Origin of the sequence: Klebsiella sp. FDAARGOS_511 (assembly GCF_003812845.1) — a bacterium.
GTDB lineage: Bacteria > Pseudomonadota > Gammaproteobacteria > Enterobacterales > Enterobacteriaceae > Klebsiella > Klebsiella grimontii.
The window spans coordinates 1505421-1522144 of the sequence record NZ_CP033824.1 but is presented as its reverse complement, the minus strand read 5'-3'; the positions used below and the strand labels follow the sequence as shown (position 1 = coordinate 1522144).

At 53.5% G+C, this 16724-nt stretch carries 17 protein-coding genes and 1 other RNA gene; 12 read left to right on the top strand and 6 right to left on the bottom strand.

All coding sequences use genetic code 11. The annotated features are described in order from the left end of the window. The first annotated feature begins 99 nt into the window (after positions 1–99). On the top strand, positions 100–609 hold the full coding sequence (locus EGY08_RS08410) for a YbaY family lipoprotein (RefSeq protein ID WP_004129852.1): 510 nt from the start codon (positions 100–102) through the stop codon (positions 607–609). A 38-nt stretch (positions 610–647) separates the two neighbouring features. Here the strand turns inward: EGY08_RS08410 and EGY08_RS08405 are convergent, their stop codons facing one another. Together EGY08_RS08405 and EGY08_RS08400 are read right to left on the bottom strand one after the other, a co-directional pair. Beyond that, positions 648–959 (bottom strand): MGMT family protein, encoded by a 312-nt coding sequence (locus EGY08_RS08405; protein WP_004129854.1) that lies wholly within the window; start codon positions 957–959, stop codon positions 648–650. Between the two features lie 65 nt (positions 960–1024). Then, the gene (locus EGY08_RS08400) at positions 1025–1432 is read right to left on the bottom strand and encodes a hypothetical protein (RefSeq protein ID WP_004129856.1); all 408 of its coding nucleotides are present in this window, start codon (positions 1430–1432) and stop codon (positions 1025–1027) included. 250 nt (positions 1433–1682) lie between these two features. Here EGY08_RS08400 and ffs point away from each other — a divergent pair. From ffs to EGY08_RS08385, 3 genes are all read left to right on the top strand, one after another. Beyond that, positions 1683–1779, top strand: an RNA gene (gene ffs, locus EGY08_RS08395) — signal recognition particle sRNA small type. Between the two features lie 316 nt (positions 1780–2095). After that, positions 2096–2353 (top strand): hypothetical protein, encoded by a 258-nt coding sequence (locus tag EGY08_RS08390; RefSeq protein ID WP_004129858.1) that lies wholly within the window; start codon positions 2096–2098, stop codon positions 2351–2353. Then, complete coding sequence (locus EGY08_RS08385) at positions 2350–2565, top strand: hypothetical protein (RefSeq protein ID WP_004129860.1); 216 nt, start codon at positions 2350–2352, stop codon at positions 2563–2565. Before EGY08_RS08390 ends, EGY08_RS08385 begins: the two co-directional genes overlap by 4 nt. Positions 2566–2698: 133 nt before the next feature. Here EGY08_RS08385 and EGY08_RS08380 read toward each other — a convergent pair whose 3' ends face one another. Beyond that, positions 2699–4126, bottom strand: a complete 1428-nt coding sequence (locus EGY08_RS08380; RefSeq protein WP_123828401.1) for a PLP-dependent aminotransferase family protein — start codon at positions 4124–4126, stop codon at positions 2699–2701. 87 nt (positions 4127–4213) lie between these two features. Between EGY08_RS08380 and EGY08_RS08375 the strand changes: the two genes are divergently transcribed. Together EGY08_RS08375 and EGY08_RS08370 are read left to right on the top strand one after the other, a co-directional pair. Further along, positions 4214–4828, top strand: coding sequence for a YczE/YyaS/YitT family protein (locus tag EGY08_RS08375; RefSeq protein ID WP_049113919.1), 615 nt, complete (start codon positions 4214–4216; stop codon positions 4826–4828). 92 nt (positions 4829–4920) lie between these two features. After that, positions 4921–5274 carry a DUF1428 domain-containing protein gene (locus EGY08_RS08370; protein WP_004129864.1) on the top strand — a complete coding sequence of 118 codons (354 nt, stop codon included), beginning with the start codon at positions 4921–4923 and terminating at the stop codon, positions 5272–5274. Positions 5275–5320: 46 nt separating this feature from the next. Here EGY08_RS08370 and EGY08_RS08365 read toward each other — a convergent pair whose 3' ends face one another. Beyond that, the gene (locus tag EGY08_RS08365) at positions 5321–6169 is read right to left on the bottom strand and encodes a nickel/cobalt efflux protein RcnA (RefSeq protein ID WP_123828400.1); all 849 of its coding nucleotides are present in this window, start codon (positions 6167–6169) and stop codon (positions 5321–5323) included. A 167-nt stretch (positions 6170–6336) separates the two neighbouring features. Between EGY08_RS08365 and EGY08_RS08360 the strand changes: the two genes are divergently transcribed. Further along, a complete protein-coding gene (locus tag EGY08_RS08360) occupies positions 6337–6609 on the top strand; it encodes a metal-sensing transcriptional repressor (protein WP_004129869.1) in 273 nt (90 codons plus the stop codon). 2 nt (positions 6610–6611) lie between these two features. Here the strand turns inward: EGY08_RS08360 and EGY08_RS08355 are convergent, their stop codons facing one another. Next, on the bottom strand, positions 6612–8198 hold the full coding sequence (locus EGY08_RS08355) for an EAL domain-containing protein (RefSeq protein ID WP_112165810.1): 1587 nt from the start codon (positions 8196–8198) through the stop codon (positions 6612–6614). A gap of 243 nt (positions 8199–8441) precedes the next feature. After that, on the bottom strand, positions 8442–9551 hold the full coding sequence (locus tag EGY08_RS08350; protein ID WP_049113924.1) for an ABC transporter ATP-binding protein: 1110 nt from the start codon (positions 9549–9551) through the stop codon (positions 8442–8444). A gap of 353 nt (positions 9552–9904) precedes the next feature. Between EGY08_RS08350 and EGY08_RS08345 the strand changes: the two genes are divergently transcribed. From EGY08_RS08345 to EGY08_RS08325, 5 genes are read left to right on the top strand one after another with little or no spacing between them, the layout of a single operon-like run. Then, the gene (locus EGY08_RS08345) at positions 9905–11137 is read left to right on the top strand and encodes a maltodextrin ABC transporter substrate-binding protein (RefSeq protein WP_004129876.1); all 1233 of its coding nucleotides are present in this window, start codon (positions 9905–9907) and stop codon (positions 11135–11137) included. A gap of 56 nt (positions 11138–11193) precedes the next feature. After that, on the top strand, positions 11194–12501 hold the full coding sequence (locus EGY08_RS08340) for a carbohydrate ABC transporter permease (protein WP_123828399.1): 1308 nt from the start codon (positions 11194–11196) through the stop codon (positions 12499–12501). 10 nt (positions 12502–12511) lie between these two features. Then, positions 12512–13363 carry a sugar ABC transporter permease gene (locus EGY08_RS08335; protein WP_004129882.1) on the top strand — a complete coding sequence of 284 codons (852 nt, stop codon included), beginning with the start codon at positions 12512–12514 and terminating at the stop codon, positions 13361–13363. 4 nt (positions 13364–13367) lie between these two features. Then, positions 13368–14570 carry a glycoside hydrolase family 53 protein gene (locus tag EGY08_RS08330; RefSeq protein ID WP_123828398.1) on the top strand — a complete coding sequence of 401 codons (1203 nt, stop codon included), beginning with the start codon at positions 13368–13370 and terminating at the stop codon, positions 14568–14570. A 31-nt stretch (positions 14571–14601) separates the two neighbouring features. Next, a complete protein-coding gene (locus tag EGY08_RS08325) occupies positions 14602–16659 on the top strand; it encodes a beta-galactosidase (RefSeq protein ID WP_087828756.1) in 2058 nt (685 codons plus the stop codon). The last annotated feature ends 65 nt before the right edge of the window (positions 16660–16724 follow it).

Sequence of the window (16724 nt, the reverse complement as noted above, 5' to 3'; positions counted from 1 at the left end):
ATCTGAGATCTGTGCCACACTTATTTACGATACTAATGTCCTGTCCCCGATTGTGGCTGGATGTACTCCTGTTAAAGAAGGGATGAAAAGGAGAAAAGAATGAAATTTGCCTATATGTTAAGTGCCTTAGCCGTCGCGGCTACGTTGTCTGCCTGTGCGAACAATCACAGCAGCAATGCAGCGAACCAGGCTGCGCCCGATCCTTACGGCATTGCCTCACTAAGCTCCTCGCAGCAGCAGCCTAACGTTTCCGGGACCATTAATATTCGACAGCGCGTGGCGTTACCGCCGGATGCGGTGTTAACCGTAACCTTGTCGGATGCGTCCCTGGCCGATGCGCCAGCGCACGTGCTGTCGCAAAAAGCGGTAAGGACTGAAGGGAAGCAGGCGCCATTTAACTTTGTTCTGCCTTACAACCAGGCGGATATTAAGCCTAATGCACGCATCCTGTTAAGTTCAGCGATTACCGTCAACGGTCAGCTGATGTTTATTACCGATACCGTGCAGACGGTGATTAATCAGGGCGGCAATCGCGCCGACCTGCTGCTGGTACCGGTCCAGCAAACCGCGGTACCGGTGGCAAATACCAACGTTCCCGCCGCGCAATAACCCCGACTATGCCCCTTTTCAGGGGCATTTTTTTGCCTTTAATAAATCCAGCGGTAATGCTGCAGGTCAATATGACCGCTGCCTGAGACCTGGACTCCCTCCGCAAGGAGCGCCTGGCGTTGGCGCTGTAGATCTGGTCCGGTAAGCGAGATATCGCCGTGGCGGTTGACGACCCGATGCCAGGGAAGATGGGACCCTTCAGGCAGACGCTTTAAAACCCCGCCGACCTGACGCGCCGCGCGCGGTGAACCAGCCAACTGAGCAACGTCACCGTAGGTAGCAACGTACCCCTCTGGGATCGAGGCGACTATCTGCCAGACTCGCTGCGGAAAAGTATCGTGAGAATCCATGGTACGTCCTGCTGCCGGTAAAGGCTCAGGATAATCGTTGTACGACGGGCTGTACAGATAACGGCTTAAGCCGTTTTAATGACGGTAAATTCCAGTGCCAGGCCAAGCACCTGCATGCCATGGACATTCTCATTCGGCGTATTGGTCAACAGGGTTTCAAGAAACTTCAGGCGTTTTGACTGAGCGTTGATCACCAGTTTTGCGCGCATGGCCGGAAGCTTAAGCGTTGATATTGGATAGACCACGCGACCGCTGACTTCGATAGGGAGTTTACGTAATTCAATGTGCTGGAGGACGCCGACGCTAGAGTAGAGCAGCGCGACCGGGGTGACGGCAAGTAGCGGATTTTGGCTAATGGTCACAAAATCAAGAAGCAGATCCGGGCGCAGAAAGTTTAAACCGCGGAAGGAAACGGTGACTTCGTCGATTGGCGGCATCGCCAGGGTAGTGATTAAACGCGGTGATTCACTCATTCAGATACCATGGTAAAAAACATTCAATTTATAGCGAACATTATGGATGTTGAGAGGCGTTTGTGCTGAGAGTACGCTCGCAATCTCCTCTCAGGGACGGGAAAATTTACGCTAAAAAGCCGCGATATCGCTCTGACTACGCGACTTTGCGCAATAAACCAGCACCCAATCGGCGGCGGCTTGCAATTCAGGGGTTCAGCAGGGATAATGCGCCAGCGCGTTAGGTAACTAGCGCTCTCAATGGGGGCTCTGTTGGTTCTCCCGCAACGCTACTCTGTTTACCAGGTCAGGTCCGGAAGGAAGCAGCCAGAGCAGACGACGTGTGTGCCGGGATGTAGCTGGCAGGGCCCCCACCCATTTCAGCGTGCCCCCAGCGCTCTGTGCAGCCAAAAAGCGACTTCGCTGATCCTTTCATATTTAATATCCACAAATAAAGTGTGTATTTTTTCAGTTTCTAAAACATCTATTTTTTATGCCAAAAATTCGCTACGTCATAAAATTGAAATTTAAATGAAATATTAATGTCATCTTTATGTCATATATAACGTGCAGATTATTCATGGGAAAATGTTGTTAGATATAAGCTAAAAATATATCTCTGGATCAGCATGTTAACTTCGTGTATTAATTATATGATGATTTTATTTCACGGGAAGCGTGACTATGACCACTGTAGTTCTGAACGTAAAAATTGATGGCGAGTTAAAAGAAAAGCTGCGTCAGTATGCGGAAGAAAATAACGAAAATCTAGGAACGGCTACGGAGAAACTGCTACTCCTGGCCTTTCAGGCAGTGGAATCGGCAGATGAGGCGGGGGTTTCGGAAGAAGATATCGATAGCCAGCATACCGAAGAGGAAGCGTCTCCATTAACCCCTAAAGAAATCAAAGCATTACGTAAAATTCTGAAGAAGAGAAAATGAAACAACAACTCTCTACAGCCAGCAACTATAGCGAAGCCTGCGACATGCTGCGTTCCGGCTACGTCAAGCACGTACGCCTGAACTGGAATATCGGTAGCGATGAGTTTTTTCGCATTGCCTCCGATTGGTGTGACACAGGTGCAAAAATTAAAAAAGATGAAGACGGCTTTATTATTTCTCTGAAAGGGTTTCCGATCCCGCGTCAGCATTAATGAAACTATTTCAATTTTGTCATCGGGCTGACACGTCAGAAAGACAAAATTGAACGGCAATTTTATAAAAACATCTCATATGCATCACGGATGATGGTTTTTGACGGGCTGGCTCCAGCCCGTCGATATTTTATTAGATGATTTTCCTCAGACGAAAGTTCTCCTTCTGCTCCGTAAGACTATGCCATAGCGGCTGCAATGTATTAAACGCGCTGCGTAGTTCCTCATCCGAAAGAGTAAAGGGCAAACGCAGATAGCGATCAAACGCGCCGGCCAGACCAAAGCGTGTGCCTGTCCCGATGTGAATTCCGCGGCTTTCAGCGCGAACGGAAAAGAGCGTCGCCAGCATGCCGGGTAATTCAACCCAAAAAGAGAGTCCCCCTTCCGGCGGAGTGAAGCGCCAGTGGGGAAAATATTCCGCCATTAGCGCCCCGCACATGTCCCTGCGGGTCGCCAGCATGGCGCGGCGTGACGGCAGCAGTCTGTTCTCATTCTCAAGTAACCAGCAGCAGGCCAGCTGTTCCAGCAGTGGGGAACCGAGATCGAGAGAGTCGCGTGCCTGAACCAGCGAGGCAATGGTTCGTGAAGAGGCGCGGATCCAGCCTATGCGAAGACCGCCCCAGAAGCTTTTTCCTGCCGAGCCGATGGTTATCACCGGGGCATCGGGATTAAACGCCGATAAAGGCGGCGGCGGCGGGGCGTCGTACCATAAATCTACCATCGTTTCGTCTACCACCAGCGTGGTGCGGCTTTGCGCGGCGATATCCGCTACCCGCTGGCGCGTGGCGCTATCCATACATCGGCCGGTAGGATTATGAAAATCCGGCATCAGCCAGGCCAGGCGCGGAGCCGTTTGGGCGATCGTTGCCGCCAAACCGTCGCAATCCCATCCCTGCTGCGGTAACGCAACGCTAACCGGACGGCATGATGCGCCCTGAATCGCGCTAAGCGCCATGGGATAAGTTGGCGCATCCACCACCACTCGATCGCCGGGCCCGGTGAATAAACGCAGAACCAGCGCAAAGCCGCTAAGCGCCCCGTTGACAATCATCACCTCATCGCTGCGGGTTGGCAGCCCGCGTTCGCTATAGCGGCGGGCGATAGCTTCGCGCAGCAGCGCTAGCCCTTGTTGATCGTAACCGGTATTGGATAAATGCTCAGGCATAATCTTCAGGGCCTGGCTGTAGGCCTGATGGATCTCGGGTCCGGCGCTCAGGGCGGCAACGGCCAAATTCACCGAGAGCGGGTCCGGTTTTTGGGCTGACGTTTCCACCGGACGCTCCGGCAGGGCGATCCGCGAACCGCTTCCCTGGCGGCTATAGAGATAGCCCTCTTCCCGCAGCTGCCCGAGCGCGCTGGCAACCGTGGTGCGGCTGATATTCAGGGCTGCCGCCAGTTCACGTTCGCCCGGCAGGCGGGTTTCCAGCGCCAGGCGGCCATCGAGGATAAGCAGGCGCAGCGCTTCCGCCAACTGACGCCAGATAGGCGTACGAGAGGTGGACTCCTGCCAGTTGCCGAGCAGCCGTACCAGCGATTGTGAACCAAAGCGACGAGATGACATAGCAATCCACTTTTTAAAAACTGGCCATTAATTATCAATCCATTTTTGCTGATGATGGGGGAGATCGCAATTGTCTTGAGGTGAAAAATGGTACGTCGCTTGTTACAACTTTATATTGGTCTGGTCCTGTACGGCGTGTCGACCGCGTTATTTGTTCACGCCAATCTGGGGGCCGACCCGTGGGATGTTTTCCATTTAGGGATCGGCAAACAGTTTAATCTGGATTTTGGCACGGTCATGATCCTGACGGGAGCGGCAGTGTTGCTGCTGTGGATCCCGCTGCGGCAAATGCCTGGGCTGGGGACGGTAAGCAACGTCATTGTGCTGGGGCTGGCGGCAAACGCGACTCTGGCCGTGCTGCCGCCGTTTGATTCATTGGTGGCGCGTAGCTTGCTGTTGGTTGGGGCTATCGTTCTGAATGCGCTGGCGACGGGGATGTATATTGGCGCGGGTTTCGGTCCAGGGCCGCGCGATGGGTTGATGACCGGCCTGCATGCCCGTACGGGATGGTCACTGCGCGGTATTCGCACCGCGATTGAAGTTTCGGTTCTGCTGATTGGCTGGATGATGGGCGGCAAGTTTGGCGTGGGAACCGTACTCTACGCGTTAACTATCGGTCCGCTGATCCAGCTGTGCCTGCCGTGGTTCCATCAGCCAGCCGCGCGTAAGGCTCTGGCGAAACCCGGTGAGGCTATTTCCTGATTTTACGCTGTTATCAGGCCTGGCGACTAAACTTATCAATTCAGATACGGCCGGATTCTCCGGTCGTACTGTTCACTTCGGAGATCAGACTCATGAAGTATGTTGATGGTTTTGTCGTTGCCGTACCGGCGGAAAATAAGGAGGCATACCGCGAGATGGCAGCAAAGGCCGCGCCATTATTTAAAGAGTTTGGCGCATTACGTGTGGTCGAGTGCTGGGCGGATGATGTCCCGGATGGCAAGCAGACCGATTTTCGCATGGCGGTGAAAGCTGAAGAGGGTGAAGAGGTAGTGTTCAGCTGGATTGAGTACCCCTCTAAAGAGGCTCGCGATGCCGCCAATGCCAAAATGATGGCCGACCCGCGAATGAAAGAGTTTGGCGAAAATATGCCCTTTGATGGAAAACGAATGATATACGGCGGCTTCGCCCCGCTTCTGGATGAATAATTCATCTTTGCCATCCCCATCGTTTGTGGGGATGGCGATAGACGCGTTACAGATGGCCCCAGCCATGCAGCAGCATATAAAAACCCACCACCATAATCAGGGTGCCGGAAATCCACGGCGCTTTGCGCGAGAGATCGTTCAGCCCGGGCCAGCGGTTGGCTACGTGCTTCAGGCTCAGCGCGGCAATTGCACCGGAAGCCACCAGAGTGAGCGCCAGCCCAACGCTAAACCCCAGCACGAGGGTTGCGCCCAGCGAGAACTTTTTCAACTGCAGGCAAATAAGCAGCACGGTTATTGACGCTGGACAGGGAATGAGTCCCCCCGTCAGTCCAAACAAGACGATCTGCCCGGTAGTGACCTGTTGCCCGTTAAAGCGGCGATTGATCTCTTGCGCATGTGCGCGCTGATGGGCGTCCTGCCAGTCATCGGCGGCAACCAGCGGATGTTGATGAACGTGGGGATAATGTTCATGCGGATGGTGGTGGTGATGCTCATGCTTATGTTCGTGTTCATGCTTATGTTCATGTTCATGTTCATGTTCATGGTGATATGAACGAGATTCGCGCCAGGTACGCCACAGCATCCAGCAGGCAATCAGTACGATAAGGATCCCTGAGAACAGTTGAAACCAGGGTTCCGACGTTTGTGCATTCCAGCCGCGGCCGAACCACAGGCCTGCCATGGCCACCAGCCAGACCACCGCGGTATGCGATACCGTCGCCGCCAGCCCCAGCAGCACCGCCTGCTTTAATGTTCCGCGCACCGCCACGATAAATGCCGCCATCATGGTTTTTGAGTGCCCGGGCTCAAGACCGTGCAGCGCGCCCAGCAGAATCGCGCTGGGAATAAATAGCCAGGCGTTGCCCTGCTGCAGGAGTGAAGCGAAATCGTTCATAACGTGATCCCTAACTAAAAAGTGCTTGTATGCTACTCCCCCCCAGTACATAAATACTACCCCCCAGTAGAAAAATACTCCGGGGGAGTAGGGCATGTTATGCTGTTCTGATTGCATACAAGGGTCGTTAGTGGAAACGATCGATTAATCAAATAGTGGATCGCGAAATGTCACATACCGTTCGTCACAAGAAGATGTTATTGACCCGATTGAAGAAAATTCAGGGGCAAAGCGCCGCGCTGGAAAAAATGCTAAACCGCGAACATGAATGCGCCGAGGTTTTACAGCAGCTGGCTGCAATTCGCGGTGCGGTAAACGGCATGATGATGCAGGTTATCCAGGGGCATTTAACGGATCACGTCGTTAAAGAGCCGGAGGAGGGCCAGCGCGAAGCTGACCTTGATGTAGTGATGCAGGTAATAAAATCCTATCTGAAATAGAGTCAGACGTGAGCAATACCGGAGGGCGCGGAATCCGCCTTCAGGTTATTCTCAGCCCAGAGGATAAATGTCTCCTTTGGCAGCGCCTTACTATAAAGCCAGCCCTGGGCATACTGCACGCCATGCATACGTAGCCAGTCGCGCTGGCTTTCGGTTTCGACGCCTTCTGCGACGGTCGCCAGATTGAGCGCTTTCGCCATTTCAATAATGTGCGGCGTCAGCAGTTCATACTCCAGCGTATCGACAAACGATTTATCGATTTTCAGGGTGTCTACGTCCAGTTTTTGTAAATAGCTCAGGCTGGAGTAGCCGGTGCCGAAGTCATCGATGGAAATACGGTGTCCGGCCTGACGATAGCCGGCGATCACCGGTAAAGTGGTTTGCGGGTCGACAAAACCGCGCTCGGTGATTTCCAGAATGATCTGCTGAGCGCTGATGCCCCAAAGCTGAAGCTGCTCTTGCAACAGGAGCGGCAACTTTGGCGAGCGCAAATCATCAACCGACAGGTTTATCGAAATGTGTATCTCCGGACGCCGGCGCAGCCAGTTACCGAGATCGGCAAAAATTTTCCGTACAATATCTTCGGTTAAGCGCGTTATCAGCCCGGTTTGTTCGGCAAGCGGAATAAAAATATCCGGCGATAAAAAACTTCCATCGGGCTGCCTCCAGCGAGCAAGCGCCTCCGCGCCGACGATCTTTCCACTCTGCAACGAAATAATAGGCTGGTAATAGACCTGAATGGCATGGGAATTCAGCGCATCAAGCATCCCATTACGCGGCGAGCGCAGCCTGCGCAGCAGGCGAAGCAGCAGAAATGAGGCCAGAAGGCTGGTGAACAGACCAATCGGCAGCCACAGCATCAGCTGCTGATGTAGCTTATTCTGCAGCGGCAACGTCGAGGACCAGGTGACGATAGCCAACCCCAGTTCCGGGATACGATGAAGACGATAAACGGTGCTATTGAGGGTTAAGGTTTCGGCATTCTGATGCTTAATTTTCTCCCAGACGTCAGCGTTGAGTGGTTTACTGCTGATGATGATTTGATCGCGTTTCGTGCCAAACAAAAGGGTGTGAATTTCTTCATGGCCTAACGGAATGACATCGATAAACGACACAGGATCGATCATCACCACGTGATGCTCGCTGCCCATAGCCGTCATTTTATGTTTCAGTCCCAGGTCGCTAACCGACGTCAGCCAGGTACGGTAGCCATCGGCAGTGAGATGGTCGGGAGTGGGAAAGGTGGCCGACACCTGGTGCTCTTCAAGAGAGGAGCACTGCGGAATACCCTCGCGTAACCACAGCACTTCCTGAATGTAACGGTGGGTATAGGCGATCCGTCGCATAGTGAGCAGATGCTCCGGGCTGCAGGTCGTGGCCGTATGCGCATCTGCTTCTTTCAGCGCCTCTCTTGCCTGATCGGCAACCTGCTGAACGCGCGCCAGCACGCGGACGGAAAAGTTGTCCAGCTCGCTATAAAACTGCTCTTTGGCCTGCTGCGTTGCCAGCCAGATGCTCAGCGCGACCGGCAAGATAATGGCAAGTATCAATACCCCTGTAACCAGACTCACCTGATGCCGGGTCGTCATGAGTATTTCCTTATTTTATGGAGGGGTTCGATGAGTATACGCGAAAGATAAAAAGGGATTCACCACGCGGGATAAAAAGGCCCGAATCGCAAGATAGCAACGAATTCGGGCTAACAGTGGATGAACCGCGACGCTCAAGGCATGAAGCGTCGCGGAGAAAAACGAGGGCTGGTATGCTGACAATAAGCGTTGTCAGCACAGACTCATATTCTAAAGTGCAATCATGACAATCAGATGTTGCGTTTAATGAGCGTCCGGCGCGGCGATGTCGGCGCTAATCCGCAGGTCATTTTCGTCGAAGACCATGCAGTAGCGATCGTCGAACGCGACGCTAATTTTCTGCCAGGGACGGAAATGAACGTCGCCGGGCAGCAGAATTTTGACATTATCGTGGCCATAGCACTGACCGAACAGATAGGTGTTGTTACCCAGTCTCTCGACGACTTCACATTGAAATTCAACCACGGTGCCAATATTCACATCAGTTGAGAGATGTTCAGGACGAATACCGAGGGTAACGGTAGCGCCGGGCTGCAGCGGCGATGTGGTGATATTGAGCGTCAGATTATGGTCTTGCGCCATCTTCACACTAAGCTGGCCCGGCTGCCATGCGGTGACCGTCGCGGGCAGGAAGTTCATTTTCGGCGAACCGATAAATCCCGCAACGAACTTATTGACCGGGTTGTAATACAGCGACATCGGCGAACCCATCTGCTCAACTTTGCCGTAGTTCATCACCACGATTTTATCGGCCAGCGTCATCGCTTCAACCTGATCATGGGTAACATAAACCATGGTGGTTTTGAGTTCATGATGCAGTTTAGCAATATGCAGACGCATCTCAACGCGCAGCTCAGCATCAAGGTTGGAGAGGGGTTCATCAAACATAAACACCCGTGGATTACGCACGATGGCGCGACCGATCGCCACGCGCTGACGCTGGCCTCCGGAAAGCTGTTTAGGTTTACGATCCAGCAGATGAGAGAGCTGCAGCGTTTTCGCCACCATTTCAACCTGGCGGCGAATTTCATCTTTTGGCACTTTATTCACCTTCAGGCCATAGCCCATATTTTCCGCCACGGTCATGTGCGGATAGAGCGCATAAGACTGGAATACCATGGCGACGCCGCGATGGGCGGGAACAACGTCGTTCATGACCTCATCGCCGATCAGTACTTCACCTTCGCTCACCTCTTCGAGACCGGCAATCATTCGCAGTAGCGTCGATTTACCGCAGCCGGACGGGCCGACGAAAACTGCAAATTCGCCATCTTCAATATCAAGGTTTACCTGATGCAGCGTCACTGTACTGCCGAACCGTTTGGTGACATTCCTCAGTCGTATATTGGACATCAACATTCCCCGGGTTAGTAGCCGTTTTTGCCGTTGGGATTTGGGCTGTGACGCGCTATTTGTATAACGTGTAACAATTCAGCCGAGCGATGCTCAACGACACTAAAATCATGCAGTGACTATAACTTCCAGAGTTTTAGCACCCTATATCGATGTTTCATTTCTGCAATCACGATCACACAACTGGCAGCTTTTAGTAGTTTTGTCAGCATTCAAAGCGTACCGTATAACAAATCAAAAATAACGGAAGATTTGTTTATGAATCACTGCTTATCAGTTAAATGAAAGATTTTAGGAAGTCACATCGCCCAATAAAAACCATTAAATTGTTATACCTTCACATGAGGTTGATAATGAAAAAGAACACTCTTGCTGCACTGATCCTTACTACTCTGGCTGCCGGGCAGTTGGTGAGCCTGCAGGCGCACGCGGCCGGACAGCTCAACGTCTGGGAAGACATCAAAAAATCCGACGGCATTAAGGCCGCGGTAAGCGATTTTGAAAAGCAGTTCAACGTTAAGGTGAACGTGCAGGAAATGCCGTATGCCCAGCAGCTGGAAAAGCTGCGCCTTGATGGCCCGGCGGGCATTGGCCCGGACGTGCTGGTGATCCCTAATGACCAGCTAGGCGGTGCGGTCGTCCAGGGGCTGCTGTCTCCCCTGACGCTGGACCAGGCGAAGCAGGAGGCCTTTACGCCGGCATCAATCAACGCTTTCCATATGGATAACGTGCTTTACGGCGTACCGAAAGCGGTGGAAACCCTGGTGCTGATTTACAACAAAGACCTGATCGACAAGCCGCTGGATAGCCTGCAGGCGTGGTTCGACTATTCGAAGAAGCAGCGCGAAGAGGGTAAGTACGGCCTGTTGGCGAAGTTTGACCAAATTTATTACAGCTGGGGCGCCATCGGTCCGATGGGCGGTTATATCTTTGGCAAAAACGATAAGGGCGGCTTCAACCCGCAGGATGTCGGCCTGAATAAGCCCGGTGCGGTGGAAGCGGTGACTTTCCTGAAAAAATTCTACACCGACAAGGTATTCCCGGCAGGGATCCTCGGCGATAACGGGCTGAACGCCATCGACTCGCTGTTTACCGAGAAGAAAGCGGCAGCGGTGATTAACGGCCCGTGGGCCTTCCAGCCGTATGAAGCGGCAGGCATTCATTATGGCGTCGCGCCTCTGCCGACGCTGCCGGATGGCAAACCGATGAGCTCCTTCCTCGGTGTGAAAGGCTATGTGGTCTCGACGTGGAGTAAAGATAAAGCGCTGGCGCAGCAGTTTATCGAGTTCATCAACCAGCCGCAGTATGTGAAAGCGCGCTATGTCGCCACCGGGGAAATCCCGCCTCTGAAGGCCATGATTGACGATCCCCTGATTAAGAATGACGAAAAGGCCAGCGCGGTGGCGGTTCAGTCAGCGCGGGCGACGGCGATGCCGGGGATCCCGGAGATGGGCGAAGTATGGGGCCCGGCGAACGCCGCGCTGGAGCTTAGCCTGACCGGTAAACAGGAACCGAAGGCGGCGCTCGATAACGCAGAGAAGCAGATCAAGATGCAGATCGAAGCCATGCAGGCCAGCAATCAATAATCCGGTGATGTAACAGAACGGGAGGGCCGTCCTCCCGTTTTCAGAAGGAGTCGTGTGTGATTATCAATCCCAGCGAAAATATTGCCGAAGCGCGCGGCGCAGGACGCCATGCGTGGTGCGGCCTGTTGCTGGCTATCGTGCCGGGTTTTGGGCAGTTTTATCACCGCCAGTGGCTGAAGGGGATTGTCTTCCTGGCGCTGCTGAGCAGTTTTATGAGCATTTTCTATGACTTTCTCAGCGAAGGCCTGTGGGGGTTATATACCTTAGGCGAGGAAGTCCCGCGGGATAACTCTATTTTCCTGCTGGCGGAAGGGATAATCAGCGTACTGATTATCGCATTCGGTTTGTTGGTTTATTTCCTCTCGCTGCGCGACGCCTGGGTTAACGGCAAAAAGCGCGATGAAGGCGTGGCGCTGAATAGCGTACGCAAGCAGTATCAGATGCTGCTCAGCGAAGGGTTCCCGTATCTGATGATCACGCCCGGCTTCATACTGCTGGTGTTTGTGGTCATCTTCCCGATCCTGTTTGGTTTTGCTATCGCCTTTACTAACTACAATCTCTATCACACACCGCCGGCGAAGCTGGTGGATTGGGTGGGATTCAAAAACTTCATCAACATCTTCACATTATCCATCTGGCGTTCGACTTTCTTTGATGTATTGCAGTGGACGGTGGTGTGGACGCTGCTGGCGACGACCCTGCAGTGTACTGTCGGCGTGCTGCTGGCGATTTTGGTCAATCAGAAAGATCTGCGCTTTAAGCCGATGATCCGTACAATTTTCATTCTGCCGTGGGCGGTACCGGGATTCGTGACGATTCCGGTTTTTGCCGGTATGTTCAATGATTCATTCGGGGTGATTAACAACGCCATTTTGTCCTTCTTTGGCATCAGTCCAAAGGCGTGGCTGACCAACCCGTTCTGGACCAAGACGGCGCTGATTATGATGCAGACCTGGCTGGGTTTCCCGTTTGTTTTCGCCATGACCACCGGCGTCCTGCAGGCGATCCCGGACGATCTGTATGAAGCGGCCACCATGGATGGCGCCAGCGCGTTTACCCGCCTGCGGACCATTACTCTGCCGCTGGTACTCTACTCCATTGCGCCGATCATCATCACCCAGTACACCTTCAACTTTAACAACTTCAACATCATCTACTTGTTCAACAACGGCGGGCCGGCGGTAGCCGGGTCGAATGCCGGTGGTACGGATATTCTGGTGTCGTGGATCTACAAATTGACCATGTCGTCTTCGCAATACGCCATCGCGGCCACCATCACGATCCTGCTGTCGATTTTTGTCGTCGGCCTGGCGTTGTGGCAGTTCCGCGCCACGAAATCCTTCAAAAACGACGACATGGCGTAAGGGAAGCAACATGGCTAAATCACCGAGTATTAAACGCGAAAAGTGGATTCGCCTGTCACTCACCTGGCTGGTGGTCATCTTTGTATCGACGATCATTATATACCCGCTGGTCTGGACGGTAGGGGCGTCGCTGAATGCCGGGAACAGTCTGCTGAGTACGTCGATTATTCCTGAAAATCTGTCGTTCCAGCATTACGCGGATCTGTTTAACGGCAATGTGAATTATCTCACCTGGTACTGGAACTCGATGAAAATCAGCTTCATGACTATGGTGTTGACCTTATTCAGCGTGAGCTTCACCGCCTATGCGTTTTCGCGCTTTCGTTTCAAAGGGCGGCAGAACGGGCTGATGCTATTTCTGCTGTTGCAGATGATCCCGCAGTTCTCGGCGCTGATTGCGATCTTTGTTCTCTCTCAGCTGCTGGGGCTGATCAATAGCCATCTGGCGCTGGTACTGATCTACGTGGGCGGCATGATCCCGATGAATACCTGGCTCATGAAGGGCTACCTGGACGCGATCCCTAAAGATCTGGATGAATCTGCACGGATGGATGGCGCCAGCAGCTTCCGCATCTTTATCGAAATCATTATGCCGCTGTCGAAGCCGATACTGGCGGTGGTGGCGCTGTTCTCGTTTACCGGCCCGCTGGGGGATTTCATCCTTTCCAGCACCATTCTGCGTACCCCGGATAAGTACACGCTGCCGATCGGCCTGTATAACCTGGTGGCGCAGAAAATGGGCGCCAGCTACACCACCTATGCGGCGGGCGCGGTGCTGATTGCCGTGCCGGTAGCGATTCTCTATCTGGCGCTACAAAAATACTTTGTTTCCGGCCTCACCTCTGGCAGCACAAAAGGATAACCCCATGAAAAGATTAACACCCGCGTGGCTTGCTGTTTCTCTGGCATGCTGTTTCTCCGCCAGTACGCTGGCAGCGGACGCGCTACAAACCAGAGCGTTTAGCAACATGCCCGCTGATTTTATTAAAGGCGCGGATATCTCCACGCTGCTGGACGCGGAAAAGCATGGCGCAAAGTTTTTTAACCACCACAATCAGCAGCAGGATCCGATCGCGATTCTGAAGGCCGACGGCGTGAACTATGTTCGCCTGCGCCTGTGGGTCGATCCAAAAGACGCCCAGAGTCAGCGCTACGGCGGCGGCGATAACGATCTCGCGGCGACGCTGGCGCTGGCGAAGCGGGCAAAAGCGCAGGGGATGAAGCTGCTGCTTGATTTTCACTACAGCGATTTCTGGACCGATCCCGGCAAGCAGTTCAAGCCGAAGGCATGGGAGAAAATGGATTATCCGCAGCTGAAAACCACTATTCATGACTACACTCGCGACACGATCGCCCGTTTTAAGCAGGAGGGCGTACTGCCGGATATGGTGCAGATCGGCAACGAGATCAACGGCGGTATGCTGTGGCCGGAGGGCAAAAGCTGGGGGCAGGGTGGCGGCGAGTTCGATCGCCTGGCGGGGCTGCTTAACGCCGCCATCGATGGCCTGAAGGAAAACCTCACCGCCGGTGAGCAGGTTAAAATTATGCTTCATCTGGCCGAAGGCACGAAAAACGACACCTTCCGTTGGTGGTTTGATGAAATCAGCAAGCGTAACGTGCCTTACGACATTATTGGTCTGTCGATGTATACCTACTGGAATGGACCGATTAGCGCGCTGAAAGCCAATATGGATGATATCAGCAAGCGCTATAACAAAGACGTGATTGTGGTAGAGGCCGCTTATGCCTATACCCTGGAGAACTGCGACAACGCCGAAAATAGTTTCCAGGCGAAAGAGGAAAAGGATGGCGGTTATCCCGCCACCGTACAGGGGCAATATAATTATATTCACGACTTAATGCAGGCCGTTGCGGATGTTCCAGACCATCGTGGTAAAGGTATTTTTTATTGGGAGCCGACGTGGATTGCCGTACCGGGAAATACCTGGGCGACACCTGCCGGAATGAAATATATCCACGATGAGTGGAAAGAGGGTAATGCCCGGGAAAATCAGGCGCTGTTTGATTGCCAGGGGAAAGCGTTGCCGTCGATGAAGGTATTTAATTAATTATTCAGCTTTAAACTTCAGGATGTTTATTATGAAAAAATTTGCGCCTTTGAGTCCGAAGGTCAATGCGCTATTGCATGGCGCCGACTATAATCCGGAGCAGTGGGAGAACTATCCCGATATTATTGATAAAGATATTGCCATGATGCAGCAGGCAAAATGTAATGTCATGTCGGTAGGGATATTTAGCTGGGCGAAACTTGAACCTCAGGAAGGCGTATTTGAGTTTGGCTGGTTGGACAGTATCCTGGATAAACTGTATGCCGCCGGAATACATGTCTTTCTCGCGACCCCAAGCGGCGCACGCCCGGCCTGGATGTCGCAGAAATATCCTCAGGTCCTGCGCGTCGGTCGCGATCGGGTGCCTGCGCTGCACGGTGGGCGTCACAACCACTGTATGTCGTCGCCGGTCTATCGTGAGAAAACCCTGAAAATTAACACCCTGCTGGCGGAGCGCTATGCGCAGCATCCGGCGGTGCTGGGCTGGCATATCTCCAATGAGTATGGCGGCGAATGCCACTGTAGCCTGTGCCAGGAGCGTTTCCGTGACTGGCTGAAAGCGCGCTATGAAACGCTGGATAATCTCAATCATGCCTGGTGGAGCACCTTCTGGAGCCACACCTATAGCGACTGGTCGCAAATTGAATCCCCGGCTCCGCAGGGGGAAGTCTCCATTCATGGTCTGAACCTTGACTGGCATCGCTTCAATACCGCTCAGGTGACGGATTTCTGCCGCCACGAAATTGCGCCACTGAAAGCGGCGAATGCTGAGCTGCCGGTGACAACCAACTTTATGGAGTATTTCTACGATTACGACTACTGGCAGCTGGCGCCGGCGCTGGACTTCATCTCGTGGGACAGCTACCCCATGTGGCATCGCGATAAAGATGAAACCACGCTGGCCTGCTACACCGCCATGTATCACGACATGATGCGCAGCCTGAAGGGCGGAAAACCGTTTGTCCTGATGGAGTCCACGCCGAGCGCGACTAACTGGCAGCCGACCAGCAAGCTGAAAAAACCGGGAATGCATACTCTCTCTTCTCTGCAGGCGGTAGCGCACGGGGCCGACTCGGTACAGTATTTTCAGTGGCGTAAGAGCCGCGGTTCGGTAGAGAAATTCCATGGCGCAATTATCGATCACGTCGGTCACCTGGATACGCGCGTGGGCCGTGAAGTGACAAAGCTTGGCGAGATGTTAAGCCAGCTGCCGGACGTGGTGGGCTGCCGGACGGATGCGAAAGTGGCGATTATCTTTGACCAGCAAAACCGCTGGGCGCTGGATGATGCTCAGGGGCCGCGTAATCTCGGGATGGAGTATGAAAATACCGTCAACGAGCACTATCGTCCGTTCTGGGAACAGGGGATTGCGGTAGATATCATTGATGCCGACGTCGACCTGAGCGCTTATCGGCTGGTCATTGCCCCGATGCTGTATATGGTTCGCGACGGCTTTGCCGAACGCGCCGAGGCGTTTGTGGCCAACGGCGGTCATTTAGTTACAACATACTGGACGGGGATTGTTAACGAATCTGACCTATGCTATCTCGGTGGCTTCCCGGGTCCACTGCGCAAGCTGCTGGGCATCTGGGCGGAAGAGATTGACTGCCTGAACGATGGCGAACGTAATCTGGTACAGGGGTTGGCGGGCAATGAAGGAGGTTTGCAGGGACCGTATCAGGTACGCCATCTGTGTGAACTGATCCACGCCGAAACGGCGCAGCCGCTGGCGACCTACCGCGATGATTTTTACGCGGGAAGACCGGCGGTCACCGTTAATCACGTGGGTAAAGGTAAAGCCTGGCATGTCGCTTCGCGCAACGATCTGGCTTTCCAGCGGGACTTCTTCAGCGCCATAAGTAAAGAGCTGGCGCTGCCGCGCGCGGTGGAGGCCGATTTCCCGCCGGGCGTGGTGGCGACCGCGCGCACGGACGGTGAGACTACCTACGTGTTCCTGCAAAACTACAGCGCGCAGCAGCAGCAGGTGACCTTACCGCAGGGCTACCAGGACAGCCTTACCGGCACGGACTTGAACGCGCCGTTGACCTTAAAAGCGTGGGATTGCCGCATCCTCAGTCGTCACGCGTAATTTTTCTCTATCCGCGCCTGCTCCTGCGAGCAGGCGTTTTTTTATCTGCTTATCAGGAGCTTATT

What these genes read in the sequence shown, in the direction of transcription:
- EGY08_RS08410 (WP_004129852.1), top strand. Translation starts at nt 100, where the DNA reads ATGAAATTTGCCTATATGTTAAGTGCCTTAGCCGTCGCGGCTACGTTG.
- EGY08_RS08405 (WP_004129854.1), bottom strand. Translation starts at nt 959, where the DNA reads ATGGATTCTCACGATACTTTTCCGCAGCGAGTCTGGCAGATAGTCGCC.
- EGY08_RS08400 (WP_004129856.1), bottom strand. Translation starts at nt 1,432, where the DNA reads ATGAGTGAATCACCGCGTTTAATCACTACCCTGGCGATGCCGCCAATC.
- EGY08_RS08390 (WP_004129858.1), top strand. Translation starts at nt 2,096, where the DNA reads ATGACCACTGTAGTTCTGAACGTAAAAATTGATGGCGAGTTAAAAGAA.
- EGY08_RS08385 (WP_004129860.1), top strand. Translation starts at nt 2,350, where the DNA reads ATGAAACAACAACTCTCTACAGCCAGCAACTATAGCGAAGCCTGCGAC.
- EGY08_RS08380 (WP_123828401.1), bottom strand. Translation starts at nt 4,126, where the DNA reads ATGTCATCTCGTCGCTTTGGTTCACAATCGCTGGTACGGCTGCTCGGC.
- EGY08_RS08375 (WP_049113919.1), top strand. Translation starts at nt 4,214, where the DNA reads ATGGTACGTCGCTTGTTACAACTTTATATTGGTCTGGTCCTGTACGGC.
- EGY08_RS08370 (WP_004129864.1), top strand. Translation starts at nt 4,921, where the DNA reads ATGAAGTATGTTGATGGTTTTGTCGTTGCCGTACCGGCGGAAAATAAG.
- EGY08_RS08365 (WP_123828400.1), bottom strand. Translation starts at nt 6,169, where the DNA reads ATGAACGATTTCGCTTCACTCCTGCAGCAGGGCAACGCCTGGCTATTT.
- EGY08_RS08360 (WP_004129869.1), top strand. Translation starts at nt 6,337, where the DNA reads ATGTCACATACCGTTCGTCACAAGAAGATGTTATTGACCCGATTGAAG.
- EGY08_RS08355 (WP_112165810.1), bottom strand. Translation starts at nt 8,198, where the DNA reads ATGACGACCCGGCATCAGGTGAGTCTGGTTACAGGGGTATTGATACTT.
- EGY08_RS08350 (WP_049113924.1), bottom strand. Translation starts at nt 9,551, where the DNA reads ATGTCCAATATACGACTGAGGAATGTCACCAAACGGTTCGGCAGTACA.
- EGY08_RS08345 (WP_004129876.1), top strand. Translation starts at nt 9,905, where the DNA reads ATGAAAAAGAACACTCTTGCTGCACTGATCCTTACTACTCTGGCTGCC.
- EGY08_RS08335 (WP_004129882.1), top strand. Translation starts at nt 12,512, where the DNA reads ATGGCTAAATCACCGAGTATTAAACGCGAAAAGTGGATTCGCCTGTCA.
- EGY08_RS08330 (WP_123828398.1), top strand. Translation starts at nt 13,368, where the DNA reads ATGAAAAGATTAACACCCGCGTGGCTTGCTGTTTCTCTGGCATGCTGT.
- EGY08_RS08325 (WP_087828756.1), top strand. Translation starts at nt 14,602, where the DNA reads ATGAAAAAATTTGCGCCTTTGAGTCCGAAGGTCAATGCGCTATTGCAT.